This window comes from Echinicola sediminis (assembly GCF_054777495.1).
The window spans coordinates 1-25,477 of record NZ_BAAHAP010000075.1; the positions used below are offsets into that span (position 1 = coordinate 1).

Here is a 25,477-nt window from a genome sequence, read left to right on the forward strand (position 1 = left end):
GGGTTTTTATTTTGCAAATAAATCAACGAAATAATTTAAAAATTTTATTTTTTTTAATTTTCATTAATTATTGTTATCGTATTGGTAATGTAGATCGGAAGCTCAAGAACGTTATTTTTCCTGTTTTTTTCTTGGTTCTTTGCTCATTTGTCTAAATTTATATGTGTATCCGCTTAACTGCACGTGGCCAAATTAGCATAGGTTCTGGCTTGTTTTAAGCTTTCCTACTTTTTCCATTGATGAAAAAGTAGGCAAAAAATCTAGGCCAGTGGAGCCTCCCGTACAGTAGTCGGGACAGGTTCTTCAACTTGAGTAAATTCGTTTTCGATTACAATCAGTTTGTCTCAATTTGATTTTGTGCCATTTGCTGTAGGCTAAAAATGAGTGGATCTCGCTCGTCCACTTCGCGAGCTAACTCATTTTCTTAACGCCTCCATCAACTGTCACAAAACCGAATGCTCCAAGGGCCGGATTTCCGGTTTCCGTTTATTATTGTGGATTTCCTGAGCAATCTATGCAGAATGAGCCACAGGCTCTGCTTTAGTTGTGCGAAGGCACAGCTACTCGCATAATATGGCACAACTAAATGGTTTCGGACTTCTTGCTGAAATCTTTTGGCAGTTCCCCAAATTGTTTTTGGAAACATTTGGAGAAATAGGAAGGTGAATTGAAGCCCACTTTCTCACTGATTTCGGTCACGGTATACTGGGCTTCCTGAAGCATTTCAGCCGCTTTTTTAAGCCTTACTAAGCGGATATAACCATTGGGGGTCATTTCTGAAATTCCCTTGATTTTTCTAAGCAGACTGGATTGGCTCATGCACAGCACATCAGCCAGTTCATTGACGCCAAAGTTTTCGTTGCCTAGGTTTTCCAAAATGGCTTCATTGGCCTGTGTAAGGAACTCCTCATCAGCCCTGGTATGGGCTATGGTATTGACATTGACCATGGGCTGATTGGCAAAGGCCTGCCTTACCTGGTCCCGGTAATGTAAAAGGTTTTTGATCTGCAAACTCAAGTGGTCAATGGAGAATGGCTTTTCCAGGTAGACATCAGCCCCCATTTCCATGCCCTCTATTTTGGACTGCAGGGTGTTTTTGGCCGTCAACATAACCACTGGAATATGACTATGGTTGACATCGGATTTGATTTTCTCGCATAGGGTAAACCCATCCATTACCGGCATCATTACATCAGTGATGACCAGATCTATCGGCTTTTCCTTAAGTACCTTGAGGCCCTCCTGTCCATTGTCGGCCCTCAAGACGTGGTAGTCTGCTTTGAGTTGGTCATGGATAAATTTCTGCAACTCCTTATTGTCCTCTACCACCAAGAGGCTAGGCTTATGACCGGATGAGCTTTTCTTTTCAACAGGCAATTTTTCGGGGACTTCATCCACCGGTTCTGTTATCGGTTCATTTATGGTGATGGTGTTTTTTTGTTTGACCGGAAGTTCCATAACAAAGGTGTTGCGGTTTTTGGCGCCCTCCGGATCTACCTTTAGCGTACCGCTGTGCATCTCTGCAAGCGATCTGGAAAGCGGCAATCCCAGTCCTGTCCCCGTGGATGCCCTGTTGTTTTTATCACCATCTATCTGGAAGAACGGCTCAAATATTTTTTCCCGATTTTCAGGGGCAATGAGATTGCCGTCATTGCTCACCGAAACTTTAAAACAGGTGTCCATGGGAGTAATGAGTAGCTTTATCTGCACAGTGGTATCTGCGTTTTTGATGGCGTTGGAAAGCAGGTTACTGATGATTTTGGTGAAAGCTTCCCTGTCGATATCAGCAAAGAAGGGTTCCTCCGGCTTGATCAGATGGAAATTGATGTATTTCTGTTCTGCAAGGGCTTTGAACCTGACAAAAATGTCCTCCAGCAGCTTTCCGATTTCATTTCTGGTAAAGTTCAGAGAGAAGCCCTTTTTTTCTGTTTTTCTAAAATCCAACAGTTCATTACTCAACTCTATCAGCCGGTTCGTGTTTTTGTTCATGATCCAGAGATTCTCCTTCACTTCAGGAGTATAAGCGTCCTCCCTTTTCAGTATACTCTCTAATGGCCCCTTTATCAGCGTCAGTGGAGTCCGTATCTCATGGGTGATGTTGGTGAAAAACTCTATTTTTGATTGATAGACTTCTTTCTGTTTTTCGTCTTCCAACCGCTTAAAGGCATCTTCCTGACGTTTTTGGATGCGTTGCTTGTAGCTTCTCAGGCTAAAGTAAATGGCCAAAACCGCTACCAATACATAGAAAAGATAGGCCCAGCCGGTTAGCCAAAAAGGAGGAAGGATAGTGATATGGAGCTGCCCCTCCCTTTCACTCCATTCTCCGAATACATCGGCAGATTTGACCTTTAGAACATAGTCTCCAGGTGGCAGATAAGAATAATTGATCCGTTGGTTTTGAGGTAAGAAAGTCCAGTTTTTGTCAAATCCCTCCATTTTATAGGCATAGGGCAGGGCCTCTGAAGCCGTATAGGTGAGGGCAGCAAAATCAAAACTTAAAGAGGACTGATCATGATTTAGGGTGATGGCTGAAGTTTTGGTGATGGATTGTTCCAGTACTGCATTTTCTCCCCCTATGGGCACGGGGGTATTGAAGACCTGTATACCTGTAAACACAATTGGGGGATCATACTCATAAGGCTCAAAGTTTCTTGGGTCAAAAGAAATAAAGCCGTTGAGACATCCAAAATAAAGTGTCCCGTCTTTTGCCCTGAATCCACTTTTGTAATTGAAGGGATAAGGCATTAGGCCATTGTCTTTTGTGAACAGCCTGTATTCGGTAGTTTGTGGGTTGAATTCCACAAGTCCCTTACTACAGGTAATCCACAGATGACCGGAAATGTCCTCCAGGATTTTGTAAATATTATTGCATGGAAAACCGTTTTGGGTGTTGAAAGCGGTGAAATCCTCGCTCTTTTCATTATAAATACAGAAGCCGCCTCCTTCAGTGGCAATCCAGATCCTGTCCTGGCTGTCCTGGAAAATATTGATCACCGAGTAGTGGGGTAGACTGTTGGCTTTGTCAGGATCGGGTAGGAATGTACGGGTTTCACCCGTTTCAGGATTGAATTTGATAAGCCCGTTTCCGTAGGTTGCCACCCAGATATTGCCGGCATTGTCCTCCAAGAGGTCATAGATGAATCGATGGCCTATTTCTTTGACAAAGTGGGTTTTGTTTTCTTCTTCATCAAGCCTAAATAGGCCTACCACTGTGCCCAGCCAGACTTGGTCCTTGCGATCCACCAGAATACTGTGGAATTCATTGTCATCTGGAGTGTTTCGGTCACTTTGGATCCGGACTGTTTCGATCTGATTGGTTTTTAAATCCATTTTATTCAGACCTACCGCAAAGGTCACCGTTCCTATCCACAATTCATCACCTCTCCTGGCCAATCCATGGACATTGTGATAAGAGAGGCTGTTGGGGGTGTTGTCGGGGAGATACTTGGTGAACGTGCCCTTGTCGGGGTCATAGTTGTTTAGCCCGGCATCTTCCGTTCCAATCCAAATGGTGCTGTCATTTCCTTCTATGAATTGTCGCACACGTTGGCCACTGATACTGTTTGAATTGGGGATGGGGTAGTGTTTTTTGAATTTGGTGGGGTGGTTGGGAAGGAAGTTGATTCCCCCAAAATAGGTACCTAGCCACATTCCTCCTTCTTGGTCCCGCTCGATGCAATAAATGGCGTTGTCCGATATGGAATAGGGATCATTGAGGTTTTCCTTAAAATGCTTGTATTTGTTTTTTTCCAAATCATAAATGAAAAGGCCGGATTCTGTCGCAATCCAAAGTTCATTGTCGGAGATTCTATAGAGGTCCCTTACGAAGAGGTTTTTGCCAGAGGGAGCCTTGGTAATAAGTGGGTTCGCCTTTCCGCTTGCTTTGTCCATGACCCATACACCCAGGTCTTTTGTCCCCAGTAGTAAGCTGCTCCCATTATCTTCTAGGCTTAGCACCGCGGATGCGACCACTTCTTGGTTGCTCAGAAGTTTTTGGAATTTTTCAGTGGAAGGCAGGAATTTATATACCCCCATTCTGGAAGTAGCTATCCAAATTTCTCCTTTTTCATCCACTAAGATATTAGTGGCATTATTGTCTGGAGCGTCCAAATTGGTTTTGCTGATATCTTTATGTTGGAATAGGGTATCTTTATCAACAGCATACCTGAAAAGTCCCTTATTGTTAACCGCAAATAAAATATTTCCCTCCAGGTCCTCTTTTATTTCCCCAACCGGGCCGGTGATCTGCTCTCCCCGGTTTGAGGTCTTATTAAAATGTTCGAAGCTTTCGGTGAAGGAATCGTAGGTATAAACCCCATGTGTGGTACCTACCCAGATGATCCCCCTGCTGTCCTCAAAGAGGCCATAAATGAAATTGTCCTTTAATCCTGAAGAGCCGTCAGTTTCCGAATTGAAGATTTTGAAATTGTGTCCGTCATAACGGTTTAGGCCGTTTTTTGTCCCAAACCACATGAAGCCTTGCTTGTCCTGCAGGATGCTCAAAACTGTACTCCCTGAAAGGCCATCCTCCATGGTGATATGCTCGAAGTAGTGTTCTTCCTTTTGCCCGTAGGAGCTAAAAGAAATAGTCACTAGGAAGAGTAACAAAACGAGCTGGAAAGGGAAAATTCGAAGCATGGGCAATCAAACGGGTTTATTGAATAGTTAAATTTACTAAAAAGCCTAAAATGTCTCCCTATGAGGGGAATGAATTGCTATTTCTGTTGATAGATTGGAGGATTTGTAACAGGCAATGACGGAAAATTTTCATTTAGCTGAGTGAAAGCCAATATATTTCCAATGAATTTATTTTTTGAACACAATTTCAGCGGTTTAATAAAAGCCATAGTTTGAGAGGGACAAAAAGAAAGTATGCAGCTGATTTGAAGGAAACCAAAGGTTTTTTGATGGAAGTGTTTTCTGAAACAGCTCCTATCAAACGGTAATTTAGCCTAAAATAAAAGCCATTAGGCCCAAAACCGTATTTCACTGAAAGTACCATGAGGTTACTTCTAAAACTCCCTTTATGTTCTGCTCGGTTGCAATTATGTGCAGTTCATCTATGGATGGACAAGAGGATCTTGGAGATCCTGATACCGAGATAAAGGTTGAAAAGGCCCATTACTACCATCCATGACGAGGCTATGAAGCGAATCCTTGAGTGATTTTCACCAACTGTTATGAGCAGGGCTTTGTCCTGTAAGCCAAAACCTAAGATCCTCCGGGAGCCCATGAGTTATAATGAATTATAGCAGAGGATCTTGAGGGTAGGGGCGTACCGCGTGAGTACGATTAGAAATAGCAAAAAATCATCGTCTGACGGATTTGTTTCATTTATGAAAAGCGCCAAAACCCCTCTCAGAAGCCCAAAAGGTAAAGAAAAAGTCAATAGCAGGAATTGTTGTATTAAATGAAGGATTTGTGACAAGGGCTTAGGATAGGCTTCTGTAGCTTAGCATTATCGAAATTGTTGCTAAATCAATTAAGTGAGTAACATTCGTTCAATGGCATAATTAACAATTAAAAAAGGACCATCAGGTACGGTCTTTTTTGAAACCCAAAAATGATGATGAAATATACCTATCTATTCCAAGGGCATGCTCGGTTTCCATGAGCCGTAATGTAAGAACCTCTCTCTTTGCCCAAACATCAAAGTGAACATTCGTAATCAAAAGCCTGCAGTTTTCAAGCTGAAGGCCCAGTGTGATTTGCCGGCCATTTCAGGAGAATAAAGCTTGTCATGACCATGGTAACAGGAATTACTATGCTTCCTGTTTTTTGTTGGAGCAATAACCTTAACCCAAAATCTATTATTTACATGAAAGAAAAATTACTAAGAAGTAGCAGCGTGATACTCATCCTGCTATGCAGTTTGGTATTTTCCGCTATGGCCCAAAATGGCCGGATGGTAGAAGGTACCGTGAAAGACAAGGAATCCGGGGAACCTATTCCCGGGGTAAGTATCCTTGAAAAAGGGACTACAAACGGAACAGTCACCGGTGTGGACGGTGAGTTTAAAATTCAGTTGCGCGGTGATAACCCTATCATCAGGGTTTCATTTATCGGTTTCAAGACCATTGAAACAGAAGTAGGCAACCAAAGTATGTTGGATTTTTCCCTGGAAAGCGATCTGGGGGATCTTGAAGAAGTAGTGGTGGTTGGTTATGGAGAACAGAAAAAGGAATCCATTACCGGTGCCGTTTCCAATGTCACCAGCCGGGATATTGAGCAGGTGCCTACGGCAACTGTATCAGGAGCCTTGGCCGGTAAACTGCCGGGTTTGTCCTTTAGGCAACCGGATGGAAGGCCCGGTGCCGGTGCGCAAATTCAAATTAGGAATTTGGGCAGTCCCTTATTTGTGATTGATGGGATACAAAAGGATGAGGGACAATTCAATAACCTGGCCCCCGGAGATATCGAAAGTATTACCATTCTTAAGGATGCCTCTGCCGCGGTATACGGTTCACGTGCCGCCAATGGTGTGGTCGTGGTAACTACCAAAAGAGGAAACCGAGGTGAAAAACCACAGATCAATATCAACGGCTACTATGGAATCCAAAACTGGTCCAGGTTCCCAGAGGGGGTGAACGGTTATGAGTGGATGCTGGGGAGAGCCTATGCTGACATGAACCAGTTCGGAAATACCAATATCAGCCAGGACGAATTGGACAAATGGAAGCAAGGTACGGAATACGGGTACCGGTCCTTTGACTGGAGGGATTTCATCATCAAAGGAAATGCACCACAAAGTAACTTTAACGTGAGTGCAGCCGGTGGCTCTGAGAAAACCAATTACTATATCTCCTTGACCCGCTTTGATCAAAAGTCGGTATTCAGCGATGAGTTTGAGTTTAACAGAACCAATATTCAGTCCAATATCACCACCGATGTTACCGATCGTCTGACAGTAGGTCTGATGATTAACGGACGTTTGGAAAACAGGGAAAACCCCGGAGTTCCAGGAGGTGATGATTACTGGCAGCCTCGTTTTGCCCTGTTCAGAAACCGTCCTACGGAGCGACCCTATGCGAATGACAATCCTAACTACCCTGCCAATATCAATAATATTGAGACCAACTGGGCGCTGTTGAACTACGATCGGACGGGTTTTTTCACAAACTATTGGAAAAATATCCAAACCAACTTCTCTGCTGAATACGATATTCCCGTGGAAGGCTTAAAAGCCAAGGGGCTTTATTCCTATTATTTTGCTGATAATTATGTCAATACTTTCGAGTACACCTATGATGTGTTTGATTATATTCCGGAGACGGATGAATATATCAGGACAGGCGGTAACGATAATCCTTACAGGGACAGAAACCAAAGAAAGATTGAAGAGACAGTAGGTCAGTTCCAATTGAACTATGACCGGGTGTTTGCTGAAAGCCACAAGCTATCAGTGTTGGCCTTGTACGAAAGAATTCAAAGAAGGGATTATAGAAACTGGATTCACTCTGTGCCTACCAATAACTACCTCCCTTTAGTCCAATTTGCGGATATGGACCGGTATGATGACTATGATTACGAAGAGGCACGAATCGGGTATGTAGGTCGAATCAACTATGAGTACAAAGGAAAGTATTTGTTGGAAGTAGCGGCGAGGTACGATGCTTCATGGAAATTTTCTCCTGAAAACCGCTGGGGATTCTTCCCGTCAGTATCCGGAGGATGGAGAATCAGTCAAGAGCCATTTATGGACAATTTGGCAACAAACACCAATTTGGATGAATTGAAGCTGAGGGTTTCCTATGGTGAGTTGGGCGACGACAATATTGGCATTGGACCGTTCGATTATATACCGGGGTACAGCTATGGTGTTTCGACTGTCATCATTGATGGTGAAAATATCCAAGGTTCGGCCAACAGAGGCAAGCCAATTGATAACCTTTCCTGGTATACCAGTAAGATGTTTGATGCTGGTATTGACTTCTCCTTTGGTTCAGGAAAAATCACCGGTACAGCTGATTACTTCTACAGAAAAAGAGATGGCCTTAGGGATATCCGTGACGATGTTTTCTTGCCTCTTGAACTGGGCTATGGTTTGACTGATGAAAACCTCAGTAGCGATGCCAATGTGGCTTTTGACTTAGGTCTTAACTATAACGGAAAAGCCAATGCGCTGACCTACAGGATTGGCGGTACTTTTGGCTGGGCGCGAAGCAAATTCCTTTCTTCCTATAACCCTGTATTCAGCAATTCATGGGATCACTACAGAAGATCCGGTGAAGACCGATGGAACGGAATCTTCTGGGGGTATGAAATAATCGGACAATTCCAGTCTCAGGAAGACATTAACAATTATCCGGTCAATATCGACGGACAGGGAAATGGGACTTTACTTCCGGGTGACCTGATCTACAAAGATGTAAACGGAGACGGCAAGATCGATGGATATGATGAGCGCCCCATTGGGTACAGCTTGGACGGTCCTCCCAGCATCAACTACGGTCTGAATATGTACTTCAATTACAAAAACTTTGACCTGACCATGGACTTCTCCGGTGGATCAATGGCTTCCTACCTGCAGAACTGGGAAATGAGATGGCCTTACCAAAATGGTGGTAACCTGCTTGCTTACATGTACGAAGACAGATGGCACAGGGAAGACCCTTATGACCTAAACAGTGAGTGGATTCCTGGGGCCAACCCAGCACTGAGGTTCAATGCCGGTGGACACAGTAACTACAACCGAAACTCCACTTGGTGGTTGACCAATATCAGGTACTTAAGAATGAGGACCATGTCTTTGGGTTATACTTTGCCTCCTAAAGTATTGAGTAAGCTGAAAATTGAAAGAGCAAGGGTTTATTTCCAGACTTACAACCTGTTCTCGATTGATAATGTACATCAGTTCGGTATCGATCCAGAGGTAAGAGATCCGAATGGCTTGCAATATCCGCAAAACGTGAACATGAACTTAGGGTTTAACTTGACCTTCTAAAATGAAACTGGACATGAAAAAATACATATATAGCATTTTCGCATGCTTGATTCTATTCACGGCATGTAATGATGAGGAATTCTTGAACCGTGATCCCCAAAACATACTTTTGGAAGATCAGGTTTGGGAAAATGAGGATCTGGTGCTGTCTGTATTGGCAGATTTGTACAACAGGCTTCCAGATTACCAGACCATAGAGAGATGGTGGGAATTTGCCAATTTCGATGAGACCTTCGCTTCAAATGCGGGGGATTATTGGAGACACCAAAACCAGGATTACGGTTATGGCAACTGGGGAATATGGGATTATGGCTATATCCGTGATCTCAACCTCTTTATAGAAAAGGCAGAGACAGCTGATCAATTGGATCCGATGATCAGGGCCCAGTTTATTGCTGAGGCGAAGTTTATCCGTGCCATGGTTTATTTTGAGCATGTTAAGAGAATGGGAGGGGTACCCTTGATCTTGGAGTCATTGGAATATGATTACAGTGGCGATCCTACCTATTTGCAATATGCCAGGGCCAAAGAGCACGAGGTATATGATTATATCATTGAAGAAATGGAAGCGATCAAAGGGGATTTGCCAAATGGTGGAACCCGTTCAAGAGCAAGCAAGGGAGCTGCATTGGCATTGGAATCAAGAGCAGCCTTGTATGCAGGTTCCATAGCCAATTACGGTGAGCTGACTCCAAACGTTTCTTTGCCTGGAGATGAGGTGGGCATTCCTGCCAGCATGGCGGATCAGTATTATACCGTTTCTTTGAGGGCATCGGAGGAATTGATGGGACTGGGAACTTATGAACTTTACCAAAATGATCCTGATCCGTCAGAGAACTATGCGAATATTTTCCTGAACAAGTCCGCCAACAATGAGGTGATTTTTGCCAAAGACTTTTTGGTGCAGGCCAGGACCCATGGTTTCACCATCGACAATATTCCAAGGTCGTTGAGGGAGGAAAATACTTCAGGTGGAAAGATGAACCCTTCATTGAACCTGGTTCAGTCCTTTGAGCTTTTGGACAACACTTTTGCACCCCTTCCCACAAAGGATGCAGATGGTGACCCTATATACTATGAAAACCAATTGGATATTTTTGAAGGAAGAGATCCAAGATTGGCAGGAACAGTGATCCTTCCGGGATCCAGTTTCCGGGGAAGCCAAGTGGATATCTGGGCCGGATGGAAAACAGCGGAGGGTACTTTGATTACTTCCGATCAGCTTGGAGGGCGTGGAAACCTTCCAAACGGAGAAAGTGCCCAGCTGGTAGGTTTTGATGGTCCTATTCCTAATTTGGAATGGTCTGCCCAAGGCGGTTTTTACCTGAGAAAGTTCGTGGATACCTCTGTGGGATCAGGACAGCGTGGTACAGGAAGCGCCGTTTGGTGGATCCGTTTCAGGTATGCTGAAATACTGTTGAACGCTGCGGAAGCTGCCTTCGAATTGGGAGATGCTGCCAAAGCTGCCCAGTACATGAATGAAGTGAGAAGAAGAGCGGGATTCCCTACAGATTTGGCACCGTCTGAAATTGATTTTGATAGAATCGTTCATGAGAGAAAAGTGGAGCTGTCTTTTGAAAACCATATCCTATGGGATTATAAGCGTTGGAGATTGGCGCACAGGGTTTGGAATGGAGAGTCAGTAGAGCTGACCAACAACCCTGGTGATGCCGAGGCGGTAAGTACACGCGTCTTTGGTCTGAGACCTTACAAAGTATATGATCCGGGAAGTCCTAACCACGAAAAATGGATTTATGAAGAGTTCCTTCCTAACCCAGTATTCAACCCTCACCGGTTCCGTTTAGGAAATTACTATTCATTTATTGGGGACAATGTGCGTAATGCCAACCCTAAAATTGTCAGAAACCCTAATCAGTAATAGGACCTTAAATCATAGAATTTATGAAAAACAGTATTAAATATATAACCGGGCTCGTTTGTCTGACATTGGGCCTGACCTCCTGCGAATATGATAATTATGAGGAGCCAAAGCTGCTTTTTGAAGGTAATTTGGTTTATCAGGGAGAGCCCATAGGTGTAAGCTACAATGACGTTTACTTCGAACTCTGGGAGGAAGGATGGCAGACCTTTGGAAATATTGGGGTGGCTGTCGACCAGGACGGTTCATTTTCTTCCTTGCTTTTCTCCGGAGATTATAAATTGATCATCCCTGCCAACCAAGGGCCGTTTATGAACATCCCCAATGCCGAAACCAATTCAGATACCATTCCTTTGAATTTAGGAAGCAGCCTGGATATGGACATTGAGGTATTGCCTTACTTCATGTTGAGAAATGTGGACATCGCAGGAAACAGTTCTACCGTCAACGCCAACTTTGCTTTGGAACAAATCATCACAGATGCCAATGCCAAAAGTATCAATGAGGTAGTGCTTTATTTGAGCAAGTCCACCTTCGTGGATGGCCGAACCAGTATCAGTTCTTCCAGAATTGGCGGCGGTGATATTGCCAACATGTCCAACATCCAGTTGAGCACCAATGTCCCAACTATGACACCTAGCCAAAACTACGTATTTGCCAGAGTAGGGGTAAGGATCAATGGAGTGGAGGATATGCTGTTCTCGCCAATTCAGCGAATTGATTTCTAATGGATTGAAAAAACGTCATTGCGAAGGATCCTCCCTGCCTGTCTGCCCAGGCAGGGAGGAGACTGTGGCAATCTCATCTACCTATTACGAGACTGTTTCGTCGCTAAAGCGTCTCGCAGTGACGTTTACCAAATTGATTTAGATTTTCTTAAAAACTTGACCCTAAAAAAACAATTATAATGAAATCGACTTTTCTTTCTATATCCGTGATGGCAACCCTTATAACATCCATGGCTTGTACCAGCCAGGCACAGGATGATGTGCCCGAGAAGGTGGATGAGGAGATCAGCATGGAAGGAAAATATACCAACCCGGTATGGGAGCCCGTATTGGCAGACCCCACCCTTGTGAAGGAGGGGGATTATTTTTACGCTTATGGTACAGAAGATCACTGGGGCAATGAAGGTGGTTATCACTTGGTGCCGGTGATCAAATCAAAAGACTTGGTCCATTGGGAATTGGTAGGGGATGCCCTGAATACCAAGCCCACATGGAAATCAGAAGGCGGTATCTGGGCCCCGGATATTAGCAAAGTAGGGGATAAATTTTATCTCTATTATTCTTATTCTACTTGGGGAGATCCCAATCCCGGGATTGGATTGGCCATTGCCGATTCTCCTGAGGGACCTTTTGTGGATCATGGAAAGATATTTGACTCCAACAGCATCGGAGTGAGCAACAGCATTGATCCTTTTTATTATGAAGAGGAGGGGCAAAAGTACCTGTTCTGGGGAAGCTTTAGAGGGCTATATATGATACAATTAGCAGCGGATGGCAAGTCCACCGTGGGTGAAAAGATTCAAGTAGCCGGTGATCATTTGGAGGCCACCTATATCCATAAGAAAGGGGACTTTTATTACCTTTTTGGTTCTTATGGTTCCTGCTGTGAAGGGGAGAATAGCAGCTATCAAGTTTGGGTAGGCAGATCGGACAAGTTGGAAGGACCTTACTTGGATAAAGCTGGAAACAGGTTATTGGATGGACATCATGGTGAACTGGTGGTAAAAGGCAATTTGGGAAGTACCGGTTTTGCGGGGCCTGGACACAATGCGGAGATTGTCTCTGATTCCGCCGGTGATGACTGGTTGGTTTATCATGGCATGCTGAAAAGCAGGCCCAGAACAAATAATGGAACCAATCGAAGAAGCCTATTAATAGATAAAATCATTTGGAACGATGGTTGGCCGATGATCTTCAGGCAGGAGCCGAGTACCAAAGCACAAAATAGTCCTCTCTTTTAGTTGCCATTTAGAAAAGCTTAAACTTATGTATTCTTTAAGATTAATAGTAAGTAGTGTTTTGTTGGTGATCGCCACCCAGGCTGTGCTGGCACAATCGCGTCTTGATTTTTCCGATTTTAATAAAAAAGCAGGTGCATTGGTAAGCGATGAAGGTAATTTGGTAAAGGTGACATGGCCGGTGGGAAAAGGTAACACCGGAACATTGCTGCTAAATAAGGAAACGGAAAGGCCCCTATTTGAGGAGGTATTCCTTGGCACCGCCAATTCAAAAAGTAGGATAGCCAGTAATGCAGCCCCCTTATTTCTGCTGACCGTAGGTGAAAGGGATCTGAGCAAGGAAAGCGGCTGGAACATCTTTTTTGACAGGACAGCTTACAAGCCCCATCAAACCTACCGGGTCAGCCTGAAAAAGGAAACAATCAAGGTGAGTAGCCAGGGGCAGCGCACCCTGATAAAAGTAGATAAGATGGAAGCAGGGAATTTTTCCGGTCACTTGGAAATTACCTTATACCATGGAAGCCCTCTTATCAATATGGCTGCCGTCCTTAGCACCGAAGAAAATGCCAAAGCCATCATCTATGATGCTGGTGTGACAAGTGAAAAGAGGGAATGGGAGGAAGTTTTTTGGTCCGATACAGAAGGGTATTTACAATCCCGTGACCTTGCAAATGGAGATAGCAACAGCGAAAACCTGGCCGTAAAATACAGGACCATCATAGGGGAGAGCAGTGAGGGAAGTCTTGCGATTTTTCCACCACCTCACCAGTTTTTTTATCCTTTGGACAATGCTTACAACTTAAAGTATGTTTGGTACGGCAGTGGGTACAGGGAATTGGTAAAGGACTTTGGCTTGGGTATCCGTCATGAGCCCATGGGGGACAATAGGCATGTCCCCTGGTTCAATGCACCTCCGGGTACAGATCAAAGGTTAAACTTTTTTTTATTGCTAAGCAGCACCAAAGACGGACAGATCCTGGAAGAGGTAAAGGCCTTTACCCATGGGGATGAATACAAGCCCTTGGCCGGATTTAGGACCATGGCCAGTCATTTTCATACCGAGCACATGGATGATATCCTGACCCATAAACCTGTTCCGGATATCCCGGGGCATGTGAAGGCACTACGAAGTATGGGGGTCAATATCATGCATTTGGGGGAATATCACCTTGCCGGAAATCCCAGGGATCAAGGGCCCAGAAGGTTGCCCGAATTGGAACTGATGTTTTCGGAATGTGCCAGGCTTTCTTCAGGGGACTTTTTGATGCTGCCCGGTGAAGAGCCCAACTGTCATTTTGGGGGGCATTGGATGAACCTGTTCCCTCAGCCGGTTTACTGGATCATGTCCAGAGAAGAGGGGCAGCCCTTCGTCGAGGACCATCCACAATATGGGAAAGTTTACCGGGTAGGGAATAAGGAGGAAATGCTCCGGCTTTTGGAGGAGGAAAAGGGCCTGGCTTGGACTGCCCATGCCCGCACAAAAGGTTCCACAGGCTATCCAGACGCTTATAAGGAGGAAGGTTTTTACCATTCACCACACTTTAACGGCGCTGCTTGGAAAGCCATTCCAGCAGATCTTTCCCTGCCCAATATGGGAAGAAGGGTGCTGAAATTAATGGATGATATGGCCAATTGGGGCGAGCGGAAATATGTGATCGGTGAGGCAGACCTTTTTAAATTGGAGCCGGACTATGAGGTATATGGACATATGAACGTCAACTACCTTCAGTTGGATAAGCTGCCCAAATTCGAAGAAGGATGGCAGCCGGTACTGGATGCCATGTCTTCGGGGAAATTCTTTGTTACTACCGGGGAGGTATTATTGCCCTCCTTTACGGTCAATGGGAAACAAAGCGGAGAAAGCATCCCGTCAACTGGAACCGCCACGATAGCGGCAAAGGCCACATGGACTTTTCCGCTAAACTATGCGGAGATTGTTTCCGGAGATGGAGAGCATGTGTACAGGGAAAGAATCGAGCTGGAAGATACCAAAGCCTTTGGAGAAGAAAGTTTCCAGTTCAAGATCGATTTAAAAGACCGAAAATGGGTGAGGTTGGAGATATGGGATGTAGCGGCGAATGGAGCTTTTACCCAGCCGGTCTGGATAGAATAAAATGGTATTAAGAGCATAACTATAAACCTATTGAAGATGATTTTCAAGATGAGAAATTTGGCGCAGCTCCTGGTGGGAGTCTGTATCTCCAGCCTGATAGGCTGTCAGCACTCTGTAGAGAAACAGATGGAAGGGACGCACCAACCAATGAATGCCATTAGGCCTCCAGCTTACCCGCTGATAACCGTGGATCCCTATTTCAGTATTTGGAGTATGTCGGATGAGGCCAATGCTGATGCGACCAGACACTGGACGGGTACGGCCCATGACCTGCAGGGCATTATCAGAGTGGACGGCAAGGCCTATTATTTTTTGGGGGAAGAAATGACCGAAACCAAAGCCGTATTGCCGCTGACCGGGATGAAAGAGTCCTGGAGCTATACCTATAAGCAGCCTGCAGGTGAATGGAAAGAGCTGGGCTATGAAGAAACTGGCCAGTGGAAAAGCACCAGAGGGGCCTTTACCAATGGGGATGACAGCCCTGCGCCGAACAAATGGAACACCGAAGCTATTTGGGTGCGTAGGTCCTTCGATTTGGATAAAACGGACTTTCATGACCTATTGCTAAACATCCATCATGATGACAATGTAAAAGTCTATCTCAATGGGGTGTTGGCTTATGAGAAGGAGGGTTGGGTCAATGCACCTGCTACTTTTCCGATAAAAGAAGCAGCCAAAAAAGCGTTAAAGGCTGGTGAAAACATCATGGCCATCCATTGCGAGAACACCACAGGGGGAGCCTTTTTGGATGCCGGTTTGGTTGAAATCATTCCACCGGCTGTTCACATAAATAGCGCAAAACAAACATTTTCTGAGGTAAGGGCGACCGAGACGCTTTACTCTTTTGAAGCCGGAGGGGTACAGCTGAACCTTACTTTTACCGCTCCTATGCTGCCCGAAAATCTGGATGTGTTGACCCGTCCGGCCAATTATGTCACCTTCAAGGTGGAGTCAGCTGATGAAAAGGAACACGATGTACAGGTTTATTTCAGTGCAGCGGGAAACCTGGCCGTCAATACTCCCGATCAGGAAGTAAGCTGGGGAAGACCGGAGATAGCTGGACTGGAAGTCCTGAAAATCGGTACCAGCACACAGCCGATATTAGAAAAGAAAGGAGACAACCTACGTATCGACTGGGGATACCTTTATTTGACGGCAGGAAAGCAGGAAAACCTGACTTCTGTTATCGACGTCAATGGCAACAGCATCAACGAGTTTGTGGAAAACGGAAAGCTGAGTGGTAAGGACGCCAAGCAGCACCCCGTTGCTTTGGATAAGCAGATGATCACTTCCGCCATGGCTTTTGATTATGGGAAAGTTGACAGTAAGGCAAAGGAAAGCTTTTTGACCTTGGCTTATGATGATTTGTATGCGGTCCAATTCTTCAATGAAAACTTGAAGGCATGGTGGAAAAGAAACGGTATGAGTACAGAAGAAATGCTCCAGACTGCTCAAACGGATTACAGGAAGCTGAAAAAGGCCAGTGAGGATTTTGACCAGAAAATTTACAGTGAGGCCCTGCGGGCAGCCGGTCAGGAATATGCTGCCATCTGTGCGCTGGTGTACCGTCAGGCTGTATCTGCCCATAAGACGGTGGAAGGGCCAAATGGAGAGCTGTTTTTCTTCTCCAAGGAAAATTTCAGCAATGGATCCATCGGGACGGTGGATGTGACCTATCCTTCCGCGCCGTTGTTTTTGATCTACAACCCGGACCTTCTTAAGGGCATGATCGAGCCGATTTTCTATTACAGTGAAAGCGGTAAATGGGCCAAGCCATTCCCCGCCCATGATGTGGGGACTTATCCTTTGGCCAATGGGCAGACCTATGGGGAAGACATGCCTGTGGAAGAGGCCGGAAATATGTTGTTGCTGACCGGGGCGATTGCCAAGGTAGAAGGCAATGCGGACTATGCCCAGAAACACTGGGAGGTGATGACCACTTGGGTGGAATACCTGGCGAAGGAGGGATTTGACCCTGCCAACCAGCTTTGCACCGATGATTTTGCCGGTCACTTGGCGCACAATGCCAACCTGTCGGTAAAAGCGATATTGGCCATTGCAGCCTATGGGCAGATGGCAGCAACTTTGGGAAAAAGCGAAGCTGCCGAAAAGTATACCGCCATGGCGAAAGACTTTGCCCAGAAGTGGATGGCCAAAGCCGAGGACGGGGATCATTATAGCTTGACTTTTGACAAAAAAGGTACGTGGAGCCAGAAGTACAACCTGGTGTGGAACAAGCTGTTGGATTTGGATATTTTTCCCCAGGAAGTTGCGGAGAAAGAAATTGCCTATTATCTGACCAAGCAAGAAGCTTACGGCTTACCATTGGACAGTAGAAAAACCTACACCAAGTCTGACTGGGTGATCTGGACAGCTGCTATGGCAGACAGTGAGGCCGATGAAAAGGCTTTGATCGAGCCCATGTTCACTTATATCAATAAAACCCCCAATAGAATTCCGGTAAGTGATTGGCACGAGACCACCGATGCCAGCTCCGTAGGTTTCCGGGCCCGGTCCGTCGTAGGCGGGTATTTTATGCCGGTGCTGAAAGATCGGTTATTGGAAGATTGAAAAATTGAAGATTTGAAAGTTGGAAAATTATAAGGTTGAAAAATTGAAGAATAATGAAAGAAGGGGATCGGTTCGGTTTTGTAATAAAAGGGGACGCTGATCCGGATTTGCAATCTGGATCTCCCTCTCGATCTTGTACCTTCTTCTCAAGACCCGAGGCTGGTCCGGATTTGTAATCAGGACTTATGGATCATGTACCATTTTCTCAATACTCAATACTCATGACTCAAGACTCAAGACTAAAAAAATGATAAACCCTTTATTTAAAACCCTAACCAAAGTGGCACTGCTTGCCTCCCTTTTTTCCTGTAAAGAAGGGCAGCAGGACGCTGCTCAAATTTCCTTTGTGGAGCGTATTGACACAAGCCAGACCAATGCGCATTATGTTAGCAACCGGGCCCCTTTAAAACCAAGTGCTTTGGTAAAACTTCCTGTCGGGGCGGTGAAGCCCGAAGGTTTTCTGAAGGAATATCTGATCAGGCAGAAGAATGGATTGACAGGTCATCTTGGGGAGATCAGCGCCTGGCTGCAGAAGGAAGACAATGCCTGGCTCAGCAAGGAAGGCGAAGGGCAGTGGGGCTGGGAAGAAGTTCCCTATTGGCTAAAAGGCTATGCCCATATCGGCTACCTGCTGGAAGATGAGGCCATGATTAAGGAAGCCAAAATCTGGTTGGAAGGCACCATAAACAGCCAGCGGGCCGATGGGAATTTTGGGCCCAGACACTTCGATGGTGACAACCAGGATTTTTGGGCCAATATGATCATGCTTTATTGCCTGCAGTCTTATTATGAAAATTCTCAGGATGAGCGGGTGATTGATTTGATGACCGATTATTTTAAGTACGAGTTGAGTGTGCCGGATGAAAACTTCCTTACCGGGTATTGGCAGAAGTTGAGGGGCGGCGATAACCTGCATAGCGTCTATTGGCTGTACAACAGGACCGGGGATGAATTTTTGCTTGAACTGGCAGAAAAAATCCATAGAAACACTTCTGACTGGATCGGGCGGCAGCATGACCTGAAGGATATCCATAATTATTATGAGGTCCGTGATGGCGGGGAAGTGCCCAATTGGTATCGCAACCAGATCGATTGGCACAATGTCAATCATGCCCAGGCATTTAGGGAGCCCGCCCAATATGCCCTGCTTTCCCACGATGAGGGGCATCTGAAAGCCACTTATGAAAATTTTGAAATTATCAGGGAACATTTTGGACAGGTACCGGGGGGAATGTTCGGAAGTGATGAAAATGCCCGTCCGGGATATGCCGATCCGCGCCAGGGAATAGAAACCTGCGGAATCGTGGAGCAGATGAACTCTGATGAACACCTGTTGAGGGTAACAGGAGACCCCTTTTGGGCCGATCATGCGGAGGAGGTAGCCTATAATATTTATCCAGCGGCTGTAATGCCTGACTTCAAGTCATTGCATTATATCACTTCTCCAAATATGGTATTGTTGGACGCGGAGAACCATGCGCCAGGCATCGCCAATAGTGGCCCTTTCTTGATGATGAATCCTTTCAGCTCCCGATGCTGTCAGCACAACCACTCCCAGGGATGGCCTTATTTGGTGGAAAATTTATGGATGGCCACACCCGACAATGGGTTGGTAGCTGTCATCTACGGTCCCAGTGAGGTGAAGGCAAAAGTGGGAGAGGGAGAAGAAATCCACATAAAGGAACAAACCCATTATCCATTCAGAGAAAGCCTGAACTTTACCCTGGAAACCAAAAATCCGGTGAATTTTCCATTGTACCTTAGAATACCTGCCTGGACGAAGGGAGCTTCAGTAAGCATCAATGGTAAAGAAGTCAAGGCTGATATTTCTAAAGCCGGGTTTGTGAAAATAGCAAGGGAATGGCACAGTGGGGACCAAATAGCCTTGACCTTACCGATGGACATCACAGTGGATACATGGGAAAAGAACAGCAATAGCTTCAGTGTAAACCGGGGCCCGCTTACTTATTCACTGAAGATCGGGGAGGATTATATCAAAAGGGAAAGTAATGAAACGGCCATTTGGGATTCAAAGTGGCAGGAAGGCGTGGATACCCAAAAGTGGCCATCCTGGGAAGTGCATCCGACTTCGGACTGGAATTATTCCTTGGTCTTGGATAAGGAGCATCCTGAAAATTCGCTGGAGGTGGTATTGCGAGAATGGCCCTCGTCTGAATTTCCATTTACCCCTGAATCGGTTCCTTTGCTTATAAAGGCGAAGGGTAAGAAAATCCCTTCTTGGGGTATGGATGAGCATGGATTGGTGGGCGAACTGAAGGATTTGCCCAAGCATTCGGATGAACCGGAGCAAGCCGTGGAGCTTATTCCCATGGGAGCGGCCAGACTTCGTATCAGTGCATTTCCAGAGTTGAAATAGTAACCAAAATAAATCATGATTGTAAGCAATTATGCCAGCAGCCTCAAAATTCACAAAGTGTTTCCCGCAGAACTCGCAGATCAACGCAGATGCTTTGTGATTGATTTTGCAGCATCTCAGAGCGTACTTTTATGATAGTAGTCCAATGGTATAAAGCGTATAGTCAAAAACTAAACATAAATCACTATGAAAAAATCAATGTTGCTGGGTGCAGGCCTGCTGTTGGCCCAATCATTTGCCTGGGCGCAAAACGGTGGAGGCTGGGCACCCGCTGAAGGAAAGATCATGACCGAATGGGCAGAGGAGGTGAATCCCGCAAATGTCCATCAGGAGTATCCCAGACCTCAAATGGTCAGGGAGGATAACTGGCAAAACCTTAACGGACTTTGGCAGTATCAAATCCAGGAAAAAGGAGCTGACAAACCTGCTGAATATGCCGGTGAGATTTTGGTACCTTTTGCGGTGGAGTCCGCCCTTTCGGGCGTAGGGAAGACGGTAGGCAAAGAGCAGGAGCTATGGTATAAAACTACCTTTGATGCCAGGAAATCGGGTAGTGAACGTGTCCTGTTACATTTCGGAGCCGTGGATTGGGAAACCGAAGTTTTTGTCAATGGCCAATCCGTCGGTAAGCATCAGGGCGGTTACACCCCTTTTTCATTTGATATTACCGATGCGCTGAAAGGAAGAAAGGACAATGAGTTGGTGGTAAGGGTATGGGACCCGACCGACCAGGGCCCCCAGCCAAGGGGGAAGCAGGTGAACAATCCCCATGGGATTTGGTATACGCCCGTGACCGGAATTTGGCAAACGGTATGGACTGAAAATGTTCCTGCCAGCCATATCGTATCTACCAAGAACACTCCAGACGTGGATGCGGGTACGCTGACTGTAAAAGCAGAAGTGGCCGGGGCTCAAAGTGGGCAAATGATCCGGGTAAAAGCACTGTCCAATGGCCAAGTGGTAGCAGAAGAGAAGGTGAAGGTAGGAGATCCAGCGGTTCTGAGCATTGAAAATGCAAAGCTTTGGGAGCCGGGCAAACCATTTCTATATGACCTTGAAGTGAGCTTGGTGAAAGGCAACCGCGTGGTGGATGAGATTGATGGTTATGCGGCCATGCGAAAAGTAAGCATGGAACTGGATGAAGATGGCGTACAGCGCATGTTGGTAAATGATAAGTTTGTCTTCCAATACGGTCCTTTGGATCAGGGATGGTGGCCTGATGGTTTGTATACTGCCCCTAGCGATGAGGCGCTGGTATTTGACATCATCAAAACCCAGGAAATGGGCTTCAACATGATCCGTAAGCACGTGAAGGTAGAGCCGGCCAGATGGTATTACCACTGCGATAAAATGGGGATGTTGGTGTGGCAGGATATGCCAAGCGGTGACCATGGCAACCAGTGGAACCCTAGACCGGGGATAATCGGAGTAGGTACCGAAAGGCAAAGAAGTCCAGAATCAGAAGCCATTTTCAAAGCAGAATGGAAAGAAATCATGGATGATTTTCACAATTTTCCTTCCATCATTGTATGGGTTCCGTTCAATGAGGCTTGGGGACAATTTAAGACAGAAGAAATCGTAAAATGGACCGTGGCCTATGACCCTAGCCGCCTGGTGAACGGGGCCAGTGGGGGTAATTTCTTCCCAGTTGGGCAGATCATTGACCTGCACCATTATCCGGAACCGGCCATGCCAAATCCTAAGTTTTTTGGCAAGGATATGGTCATTACTTTGGGTGAGTTTGGCGGATTGGGCCTGCCTGTGGAGGGCCATACCTGGCAGGATAAAAACAACTGGGGCTATCAAAGTTTCAAAACGGTAAAAGACCTGGAAAACCGCTATGCTGAAATGATGGAAAGCTTGGTGAAATTGATCCCTCAGGGACTGTCAGCTGCGGTCTACACCCAGACTACAGATGTGGAAGTAGAGACCAACGGTCTGATGACTTATGACAGAAAAGTCATCAAACTGACCCCGGAATTTCTGAAGAAAGTCCATGAGAAGCTGTACCAAGCCAAATAAAATGAAGCTTGGCTAATCAAAAATGGAAAGGCCTTCAAAATATATTGGAGGCCTTTTTGTCGCTCCCTTTTAAACCCAAAACCAATGATGCATTCGACAAGAAAGGTCCTGCTTCTGATATCGATGATGCTTATGGTCCAAATGGTCTATGGGCAGAAGCAAGCCAGAAACCAACATTATATTACCAATCAATCACCGCTTATCGCCCAGCCTTACACCGCATTGCCTCTGGGGAAAATCCAGGCCCGGGGCTGGTTAAGGACCATGCTGGAGCGACAGCGGGATGGATTAAGTGGTAGGCTTGATGAGGTGTATGAGGTCGTTTGTGGGCCGAATAACGGCTGGTTGGGAGGCACGGGCGACAGTTGGGAAAGAGGTCCCTACTGGATTGATGGCCTGGTGCCCCTTGCCTATATTCTGGATGATGAAGACCTAAAAGGCAAAGCTCAAAAGTGGATGGACTGGTCATTGGAAAACCAGCGGGAAAATGGCTATTTCGGGCCTTTCCCTTTTGATGAATCCAAGGACGATTACATCCCGGGTACCCAACAAGACAACAGTGAAGACTGGTGGCCCAAGATGGTGATGCTAAAAGCACTGCAACAATACTATTCTGCCACTGAGGACGAGCGGGTACTGGATCTGATGACCCGGTATTTTAAGTACCAGCACCAAATGCTCGGTAGCTATCCTTTGGGCCATTTTTCCTGGTGGGCCAATAGGCGAGGGGCCGATAACCTTCAAGTGGTTTATTGGCTTTACAATATTACCGGTGATCAATTTTTGTTGGAACTGGGAGATACCTTGCACCAACAAACCTTTGATTGGGCGGGGACTTTTTACGGTGATCAGTTGTTGCAATCCAACCCACATGCTTCTTTCCACTGTGTCAATGTTGCCCAAGGGCTAAAAGCTCCCGTGATTCATTATCAGAAGAGCAAGGAGGCCAGGGATTTGGAGGCCCCTTTGGTCGGACTGCAAAAACTCCAAGCCAACCATGGTTTTGCCAACGGAATGTATGGAGGGGATGAAGGGCTGCATGGCAATGATCCCACCCAGGGTTCCGAGCTTTGCTCCGCGGTGGAACTTATGTATTCCTTGGAAAGCATGTTGCCGATCAGTGGTAACCCGTATTATGCGGATTATTTGGAGAAGGTAGCTTTCAATGTACTGCCCACACAGCATACCGACGATTTCAATCAAAAGCAGTATTTCCAACAGGCGAATCAGATCAAGATCAACCACGAATACCGGAACTTTTATGATGAACATGGAGGAAGCAATACAGTTTATGGTGTGTTGACGGGCTATCCATGTTGCTTATCCAATATGCACCAGGGCTGGCCTAAGTTGGTCCAAAACCTTTATTATGCCACTAGTGATAATGGGCTGGCGGCCTTGGTCTTTGCCCCCTCTGAAGTGGATGTGACGGTGGCTGATGGGGTCAACTTACATTTGGAAGCCAACACCCAATATCCATTTGAGGAAGAAATCCAGTTCGAATTCCATCCGGAGAAAACTGTCCAGTTCAGCTTTCACCTTAGGGTCCCTGCTTGGTGCGAATCCCCTGAACTCATGGTCAATGGAGAAAAACAATCCTTTCAGGTGGAAAAGGGAATCATCAAGATTAATCGCCTTTGGAAAGAGGGAGATGTGGTGCAGTATAAATTGCCCATGAAAGTCTCTACTTCCAGATGGTATGAAAAGTCTGTGGCCATAGAAAGAGGGCCCTTACTTTATGCGCTTAAAATTAAGGAAGACTGGAGAGAGGTGAAAAATGAGCATTGGCCCAACAGTTTTTTGGAGGTCTTTCCCGCCTCTTCCTGGAACTATGGCATCCAAAAGAAGACCTTGGATGAAATGGATTTCAATTTTGAAAAGATCAAAGATGTAAAAGGTTATCCCTGGAACCTGGAAAATGCACCATCCAAAATCCTGACCAAAGGAAAGGTGGTGCCTTTTTGGAGGGAGTACAATGGTAACCACGGTAAAATCCCTGTGGCCACCCATCCCAACAGGGAGTTAGGAACGGAGGAGGAAGTGATCGAACTGGTGCCTTATGGTTGCACGACCTTAAGAATATCCCAGTTTCCGGTCGTGGATGTAGCCGTATGGTAGGGCATATATGAAGGACGAATAAATTTAAATCTTATAAAAATGAAGCAGAAAATTAAGTTGTTCCAGTTTTTGGTATTAGGCCTGGTGATGGCCTGTGGCACCAAGGGTGAAAAGGCAGAAGGCAGCCAAGAAAGTCCCCAGGTGGAAGAAAAAGTTAGCGGTAGAGCCAGTAATTTTCAAGATACAGTGGATGGCAAGCCGGTTTCCCTATATACTTTATCCAAAGGGGATATGAAGGTGGAAATTACCAATTTCGGTGCAAGGATTGTTTCTTTGGAAGTTCCGGGCAAAGACGGCCAGGCGGTAGATGTGGTGCTTGGTTATAATACCCTGGAAGAATACCTTGGCCCTAAGGGTACCTATCATGGGGCCATAATCGGCAGGTATGGAAACAGGATAGCCAAGGGAAAGTTTAGCCTGGATGGACAGGAGTATGAGCTTCCCGTCAATAATGGAGAAAACCATTTGCACGGAGGGCCTAAGGGCTTTCACAATGTGGTTTGGGAAGTAGAAAAGGTGGATGAAAGTAGCCTTACTTTGAATTACCTTTCTGAAGATGGAGAGCAAGGCTATCCCGGAAATCTGCAAGTACAGGTAAAATACGCATTGACAGAGGATAGGGGGATTGCCATAGATTATTGGGCAAAGACCGATGAAAGGACCCCGGTGAATTTGACCAATCATGCCTTCTTCAACCTTAGTGGGGAAGGGGAGGAGACCATCAATGACCATGTCCTGAAGGTCAATGCCGATCATTATGTGCCTGTGGATGAAGGCTTGATACCTTTGGGAGAGATTGCCAAAGTGGAGGGGACTCCCTTTGACTTTAGACAAGGCAAGGCCATAGGCGAGGAGCTGGAAGTGGCAAATGAGCAGCTGAAATTTGGAGGGGGCTATGACCATAATTTTGTGATCAAGACCCGTCATGATGGTCAAATGGCAAAGTTGGCAGAAGTGGTTTCACCAAAGTCGGGAATCAAAATGGAGATCATTTCCCAGGAACCGGGTTTACAGTTTTACGGGGGGAATTTTATGGATGGCACCGAAGTGGGCAAATCCGGTAAAGCCCATGTCTACAGGGGTTGCATGGCCTTGGAAACGCAGCATTTTCCGGATAGTCCCAACCAAGCCAATTTCCCTTCAACTGTCCTAAGCCCGGGGGAGATTTATAAAACCAAAACGGTATATAAGTTTTCTGTGGAGAAGTAAATATAGTTTAAGAGATATTGGGTTTAACAATTATATGTATTGAAGCATGATCGTGTAGATAAAAAAAAGGGTTCTATATGGATTACTATGAGTAGACAAATTTAAGTTATTAAGAAGATCTAAATGACTTGATGTTCAAAGAGGCCCTGTACCGATATTCTTATGGATCAGGCAAGGTTTAATTGATAATTAATTTCATATTTTCTGTTATCCCGGACTAGAGCAAAGATTCGGTTAATTAGTTTTGCCCGCACCGCATTAATGACCGTCATTTTATT

General features: G+C 45.7%; 11 protein-coding genes. 10 read left to right on the forward strand and 1 reads right to left on the reverse strand.

The window, feature by feature from the left end; genetic code table 11:
• Positions 1 to 582: 582 nt before the first annotated feature.
• Positions 583 to 4,638, reverse strand: a complete 4,056-nt coding sequence (locus tag ACYVAA_RS16815; RefSeq protein WP_460543896.1) for a two-component regulator propeller domain-containing protein — start codon at positions 4,636 to 4,638, stop codon at positions 583 to 585.
• A gap of 1,180 nt (positions 4,639 to 5,818) precedes the next feature.
• Here ACYVAA_RS16815 and ACYVAA_RS16820 point away from each other — a divergent pair.
• From ACYVAA_RS16820 to ACYVAA_RS16865, 10 genes are all read left to right on the forward strand, one after another.
• A complete protein-coding gene (locus ACYVAA_RS16820) occupies positions 5,819 to 8,944 on the forward strand; it encodes a SusC/RagA family TonB-linked outer membrane protein (RefSeq protein WP_460543898.1) in 3,126 nt (1,041 codons plus the stop codon).
• 13 nt (positions 8,945 to 8,957) lie between these two features.
• Positions 8,958 to 10,823, forward strand: a complete 1,866-nt coding sequence (locus tag ACYVAA_RS16825) for a RagB/SusD family nutrient uptake outer membrane protein (RefSeq protein WP_460543900.1) — start codon at positions 8,958 to 8,960, stop codon at positions 10,821 to 10,823.
• Positions 10,824 to 10,846: 23 nt separating this feature from the next.
• Positions 10,847 to 11,551 carry a DUF3823 domain-containing protein gene (locus ACYVAA_RS16830; protein ID WP_460543902.1) on the forward strand — a complete coding sequence of 235 codons (705 nt, stop codon included), beginning with the start codon at positions 10,847 to 10,849 and terminating at the stop codon, positions 11,549 to 11,551.
• Positions 11,552 to 11,730: 179 nt separating this feature from the next.
• On the forward strand, positions 11,731 to 12,792 hold the full coding sequence (locus ACYVAA_RS16835) for a family 43 glycosylhydrolase (protein WP_460543904.1): 1,062 nt from the start codon (positions 11,731 to 11,733) through the stop codon (positions 12,790 to 12,792).
• Between the two features lie 25 nt (positions 12,793 to 12,817).
• Complete coding sequence (locus ACYVAA_RS16840; protein ID WP_460543906.1) at positions 12,818 to 14,902, forward strand: CehA/McbA family metallohydrolase domain-containing protein; 2,085 nt, start codon at positions 12,818 to 12,820, stop codon at positions 14,900 to 14,902.
• A gap of 36 nt (positions 14,903 to 14,938) precedes the next feature.
• Positions 14,939 to 17,473: a glutaminase family protein gene (locus tag ACYVAA_RS16845; RefSeq protein ID WP_460543908.1), complete on the forward strand. Its 2,535-nt coding sequence runs from the start codon at positions 14,939 to 14,941 to the stop codon at positions 17,471 to 17,473.
• Between the two features lie 247 nt (positions 17,474 to 17,720).
• Positions 17,721 to 19,850 carry a glycoside hydrolase family protein gene (locus tag ACYVAA_RS16850; protein ID WP_460543910.1) on the forward strand — a complete coding sequence of 710 codons (2,130 nt, stop codon included), beginning with the start codon at positions 17,721 to 17,723 and terminating at the stop codon, positions 19,848 to 19,850.
• 186 nt (positions 19,851 to 20,036) lie between these two features.
• Positions 20,037 to 21,872, forward strand: coding sequence for a glycoside hydrolase family 2 protein (locus tag ACYVAA_RS16855; RefSeq protein ID WP_460543912.1), 1,836 nt, complete (start codon positions 20,037 to 20,039; stop codon positions 21,870 to 21,872).
• Positions 21,873 to 21,956: 84 nt separating this feature from the next.
• On the forward strand, positions 21,957 to 23,990 hold the full coding sequence (locus tag ACYVAA_RS16860; RefSeq protein ID WP_460543914.1) for a beta-L-arabinofuranosidase domain-containing protein: 2,034 nt from the start codon (positions 21,957 to 21,959) through the stop codon (positions 23,988 to 23,990).
• A gap of 39 nt (positions 23,991 to 24,029) precedes the next feature.
• Positions 24,030 to 25,199: an aldose epimerase family protein gene (locus tag ACYVAA_RS16865; protein ID WP_460543916.1), complete on the forward strand. Its 1,170-nt coding sequence runs from the start codon at positions 24,030 to 24,032 to the stop codon at positions 25,197 to 25,199.
• Positions 25,200 to 25,477 lie beyond the last annotated feature (278 nt).

Coding starts and splice junctions, on each gene's coding strand:
- ACYVAA_RS16865 (WP_460543916.1), top strand. CDS start 24,030: ATGAAGCAGAAAATTAAGTTGTTCCAGTTTTTGGTATTAGGCCTGGTG.
- ACYVAA_RS16835 (WP_460543904.1), top strand. CDS start 11,731: ATGAAATCGACTTTTCTTTCTATATCCGTGATGGCAACCCTTATAACA.
- ACYVAA_RS16850 (WP_460543910.1), top strand. CDS start 17,721: ATGATAAACCCTTTATTTAAAACCCTAACCAAAGTGGCACTGCTTGCC.
- ACYVAA_RS16825 (WP_460543900.1), top strand. CDS start 8,958: ATGAAAAAATACATATATAGCATTTTCGCATGCTTGATTCTATTCACG.
- ACYVAA_RS16815 (WP_460543896.1), bottom strand. CDS start 4,638: ATGCTTCGAATTTTCCCTTTCCAGCTCGTTTTGTTACTCTTCCTAGTG.
- ACYVAA_RS16860 (WP_460543914.1), top strand. CDS start 21,957: ATGATGCATTCGACAAGAAAGGTCCTGCTTCTGATATCGATGATGCTT.
- ACYVAA_RS16830 (WP_460543902.1), top strand. CDS start 10,847: ATGAAAAACAGTATTAAATATATAACCGGGCTCGTTTGTCTGACATTG.
- ACYVAA_RS16840 (WP_460543906.1), top strand. CDS start 12,818: ATGTATTCTTTAAGATTAATAGTAAGTAGTGTTTTGTTGGTGATCGCC.
- ACYVAA_RS16820 (WP_460543898.1), top strand. CDS start 5,819: ATGAAAGAAAAATTACTAAGAAGTAGCAGCGTGATACTCATCCTGCTA.
- ACYVAA_RS16845 (WP_460543908.1), top strand. CDS start 14,939: ATGATTTTCAAGATGAGAAATTTGGCGCAGCTCCTGGTGGGAGTCTGT.
- ACYVAA_RS16855 (WP_460543912.1), top strand. CDS start 20,037: ATGAAAAAATCAATGTTGCTGGGTGCAGGCCTGCTGTTGGCCCAATCA.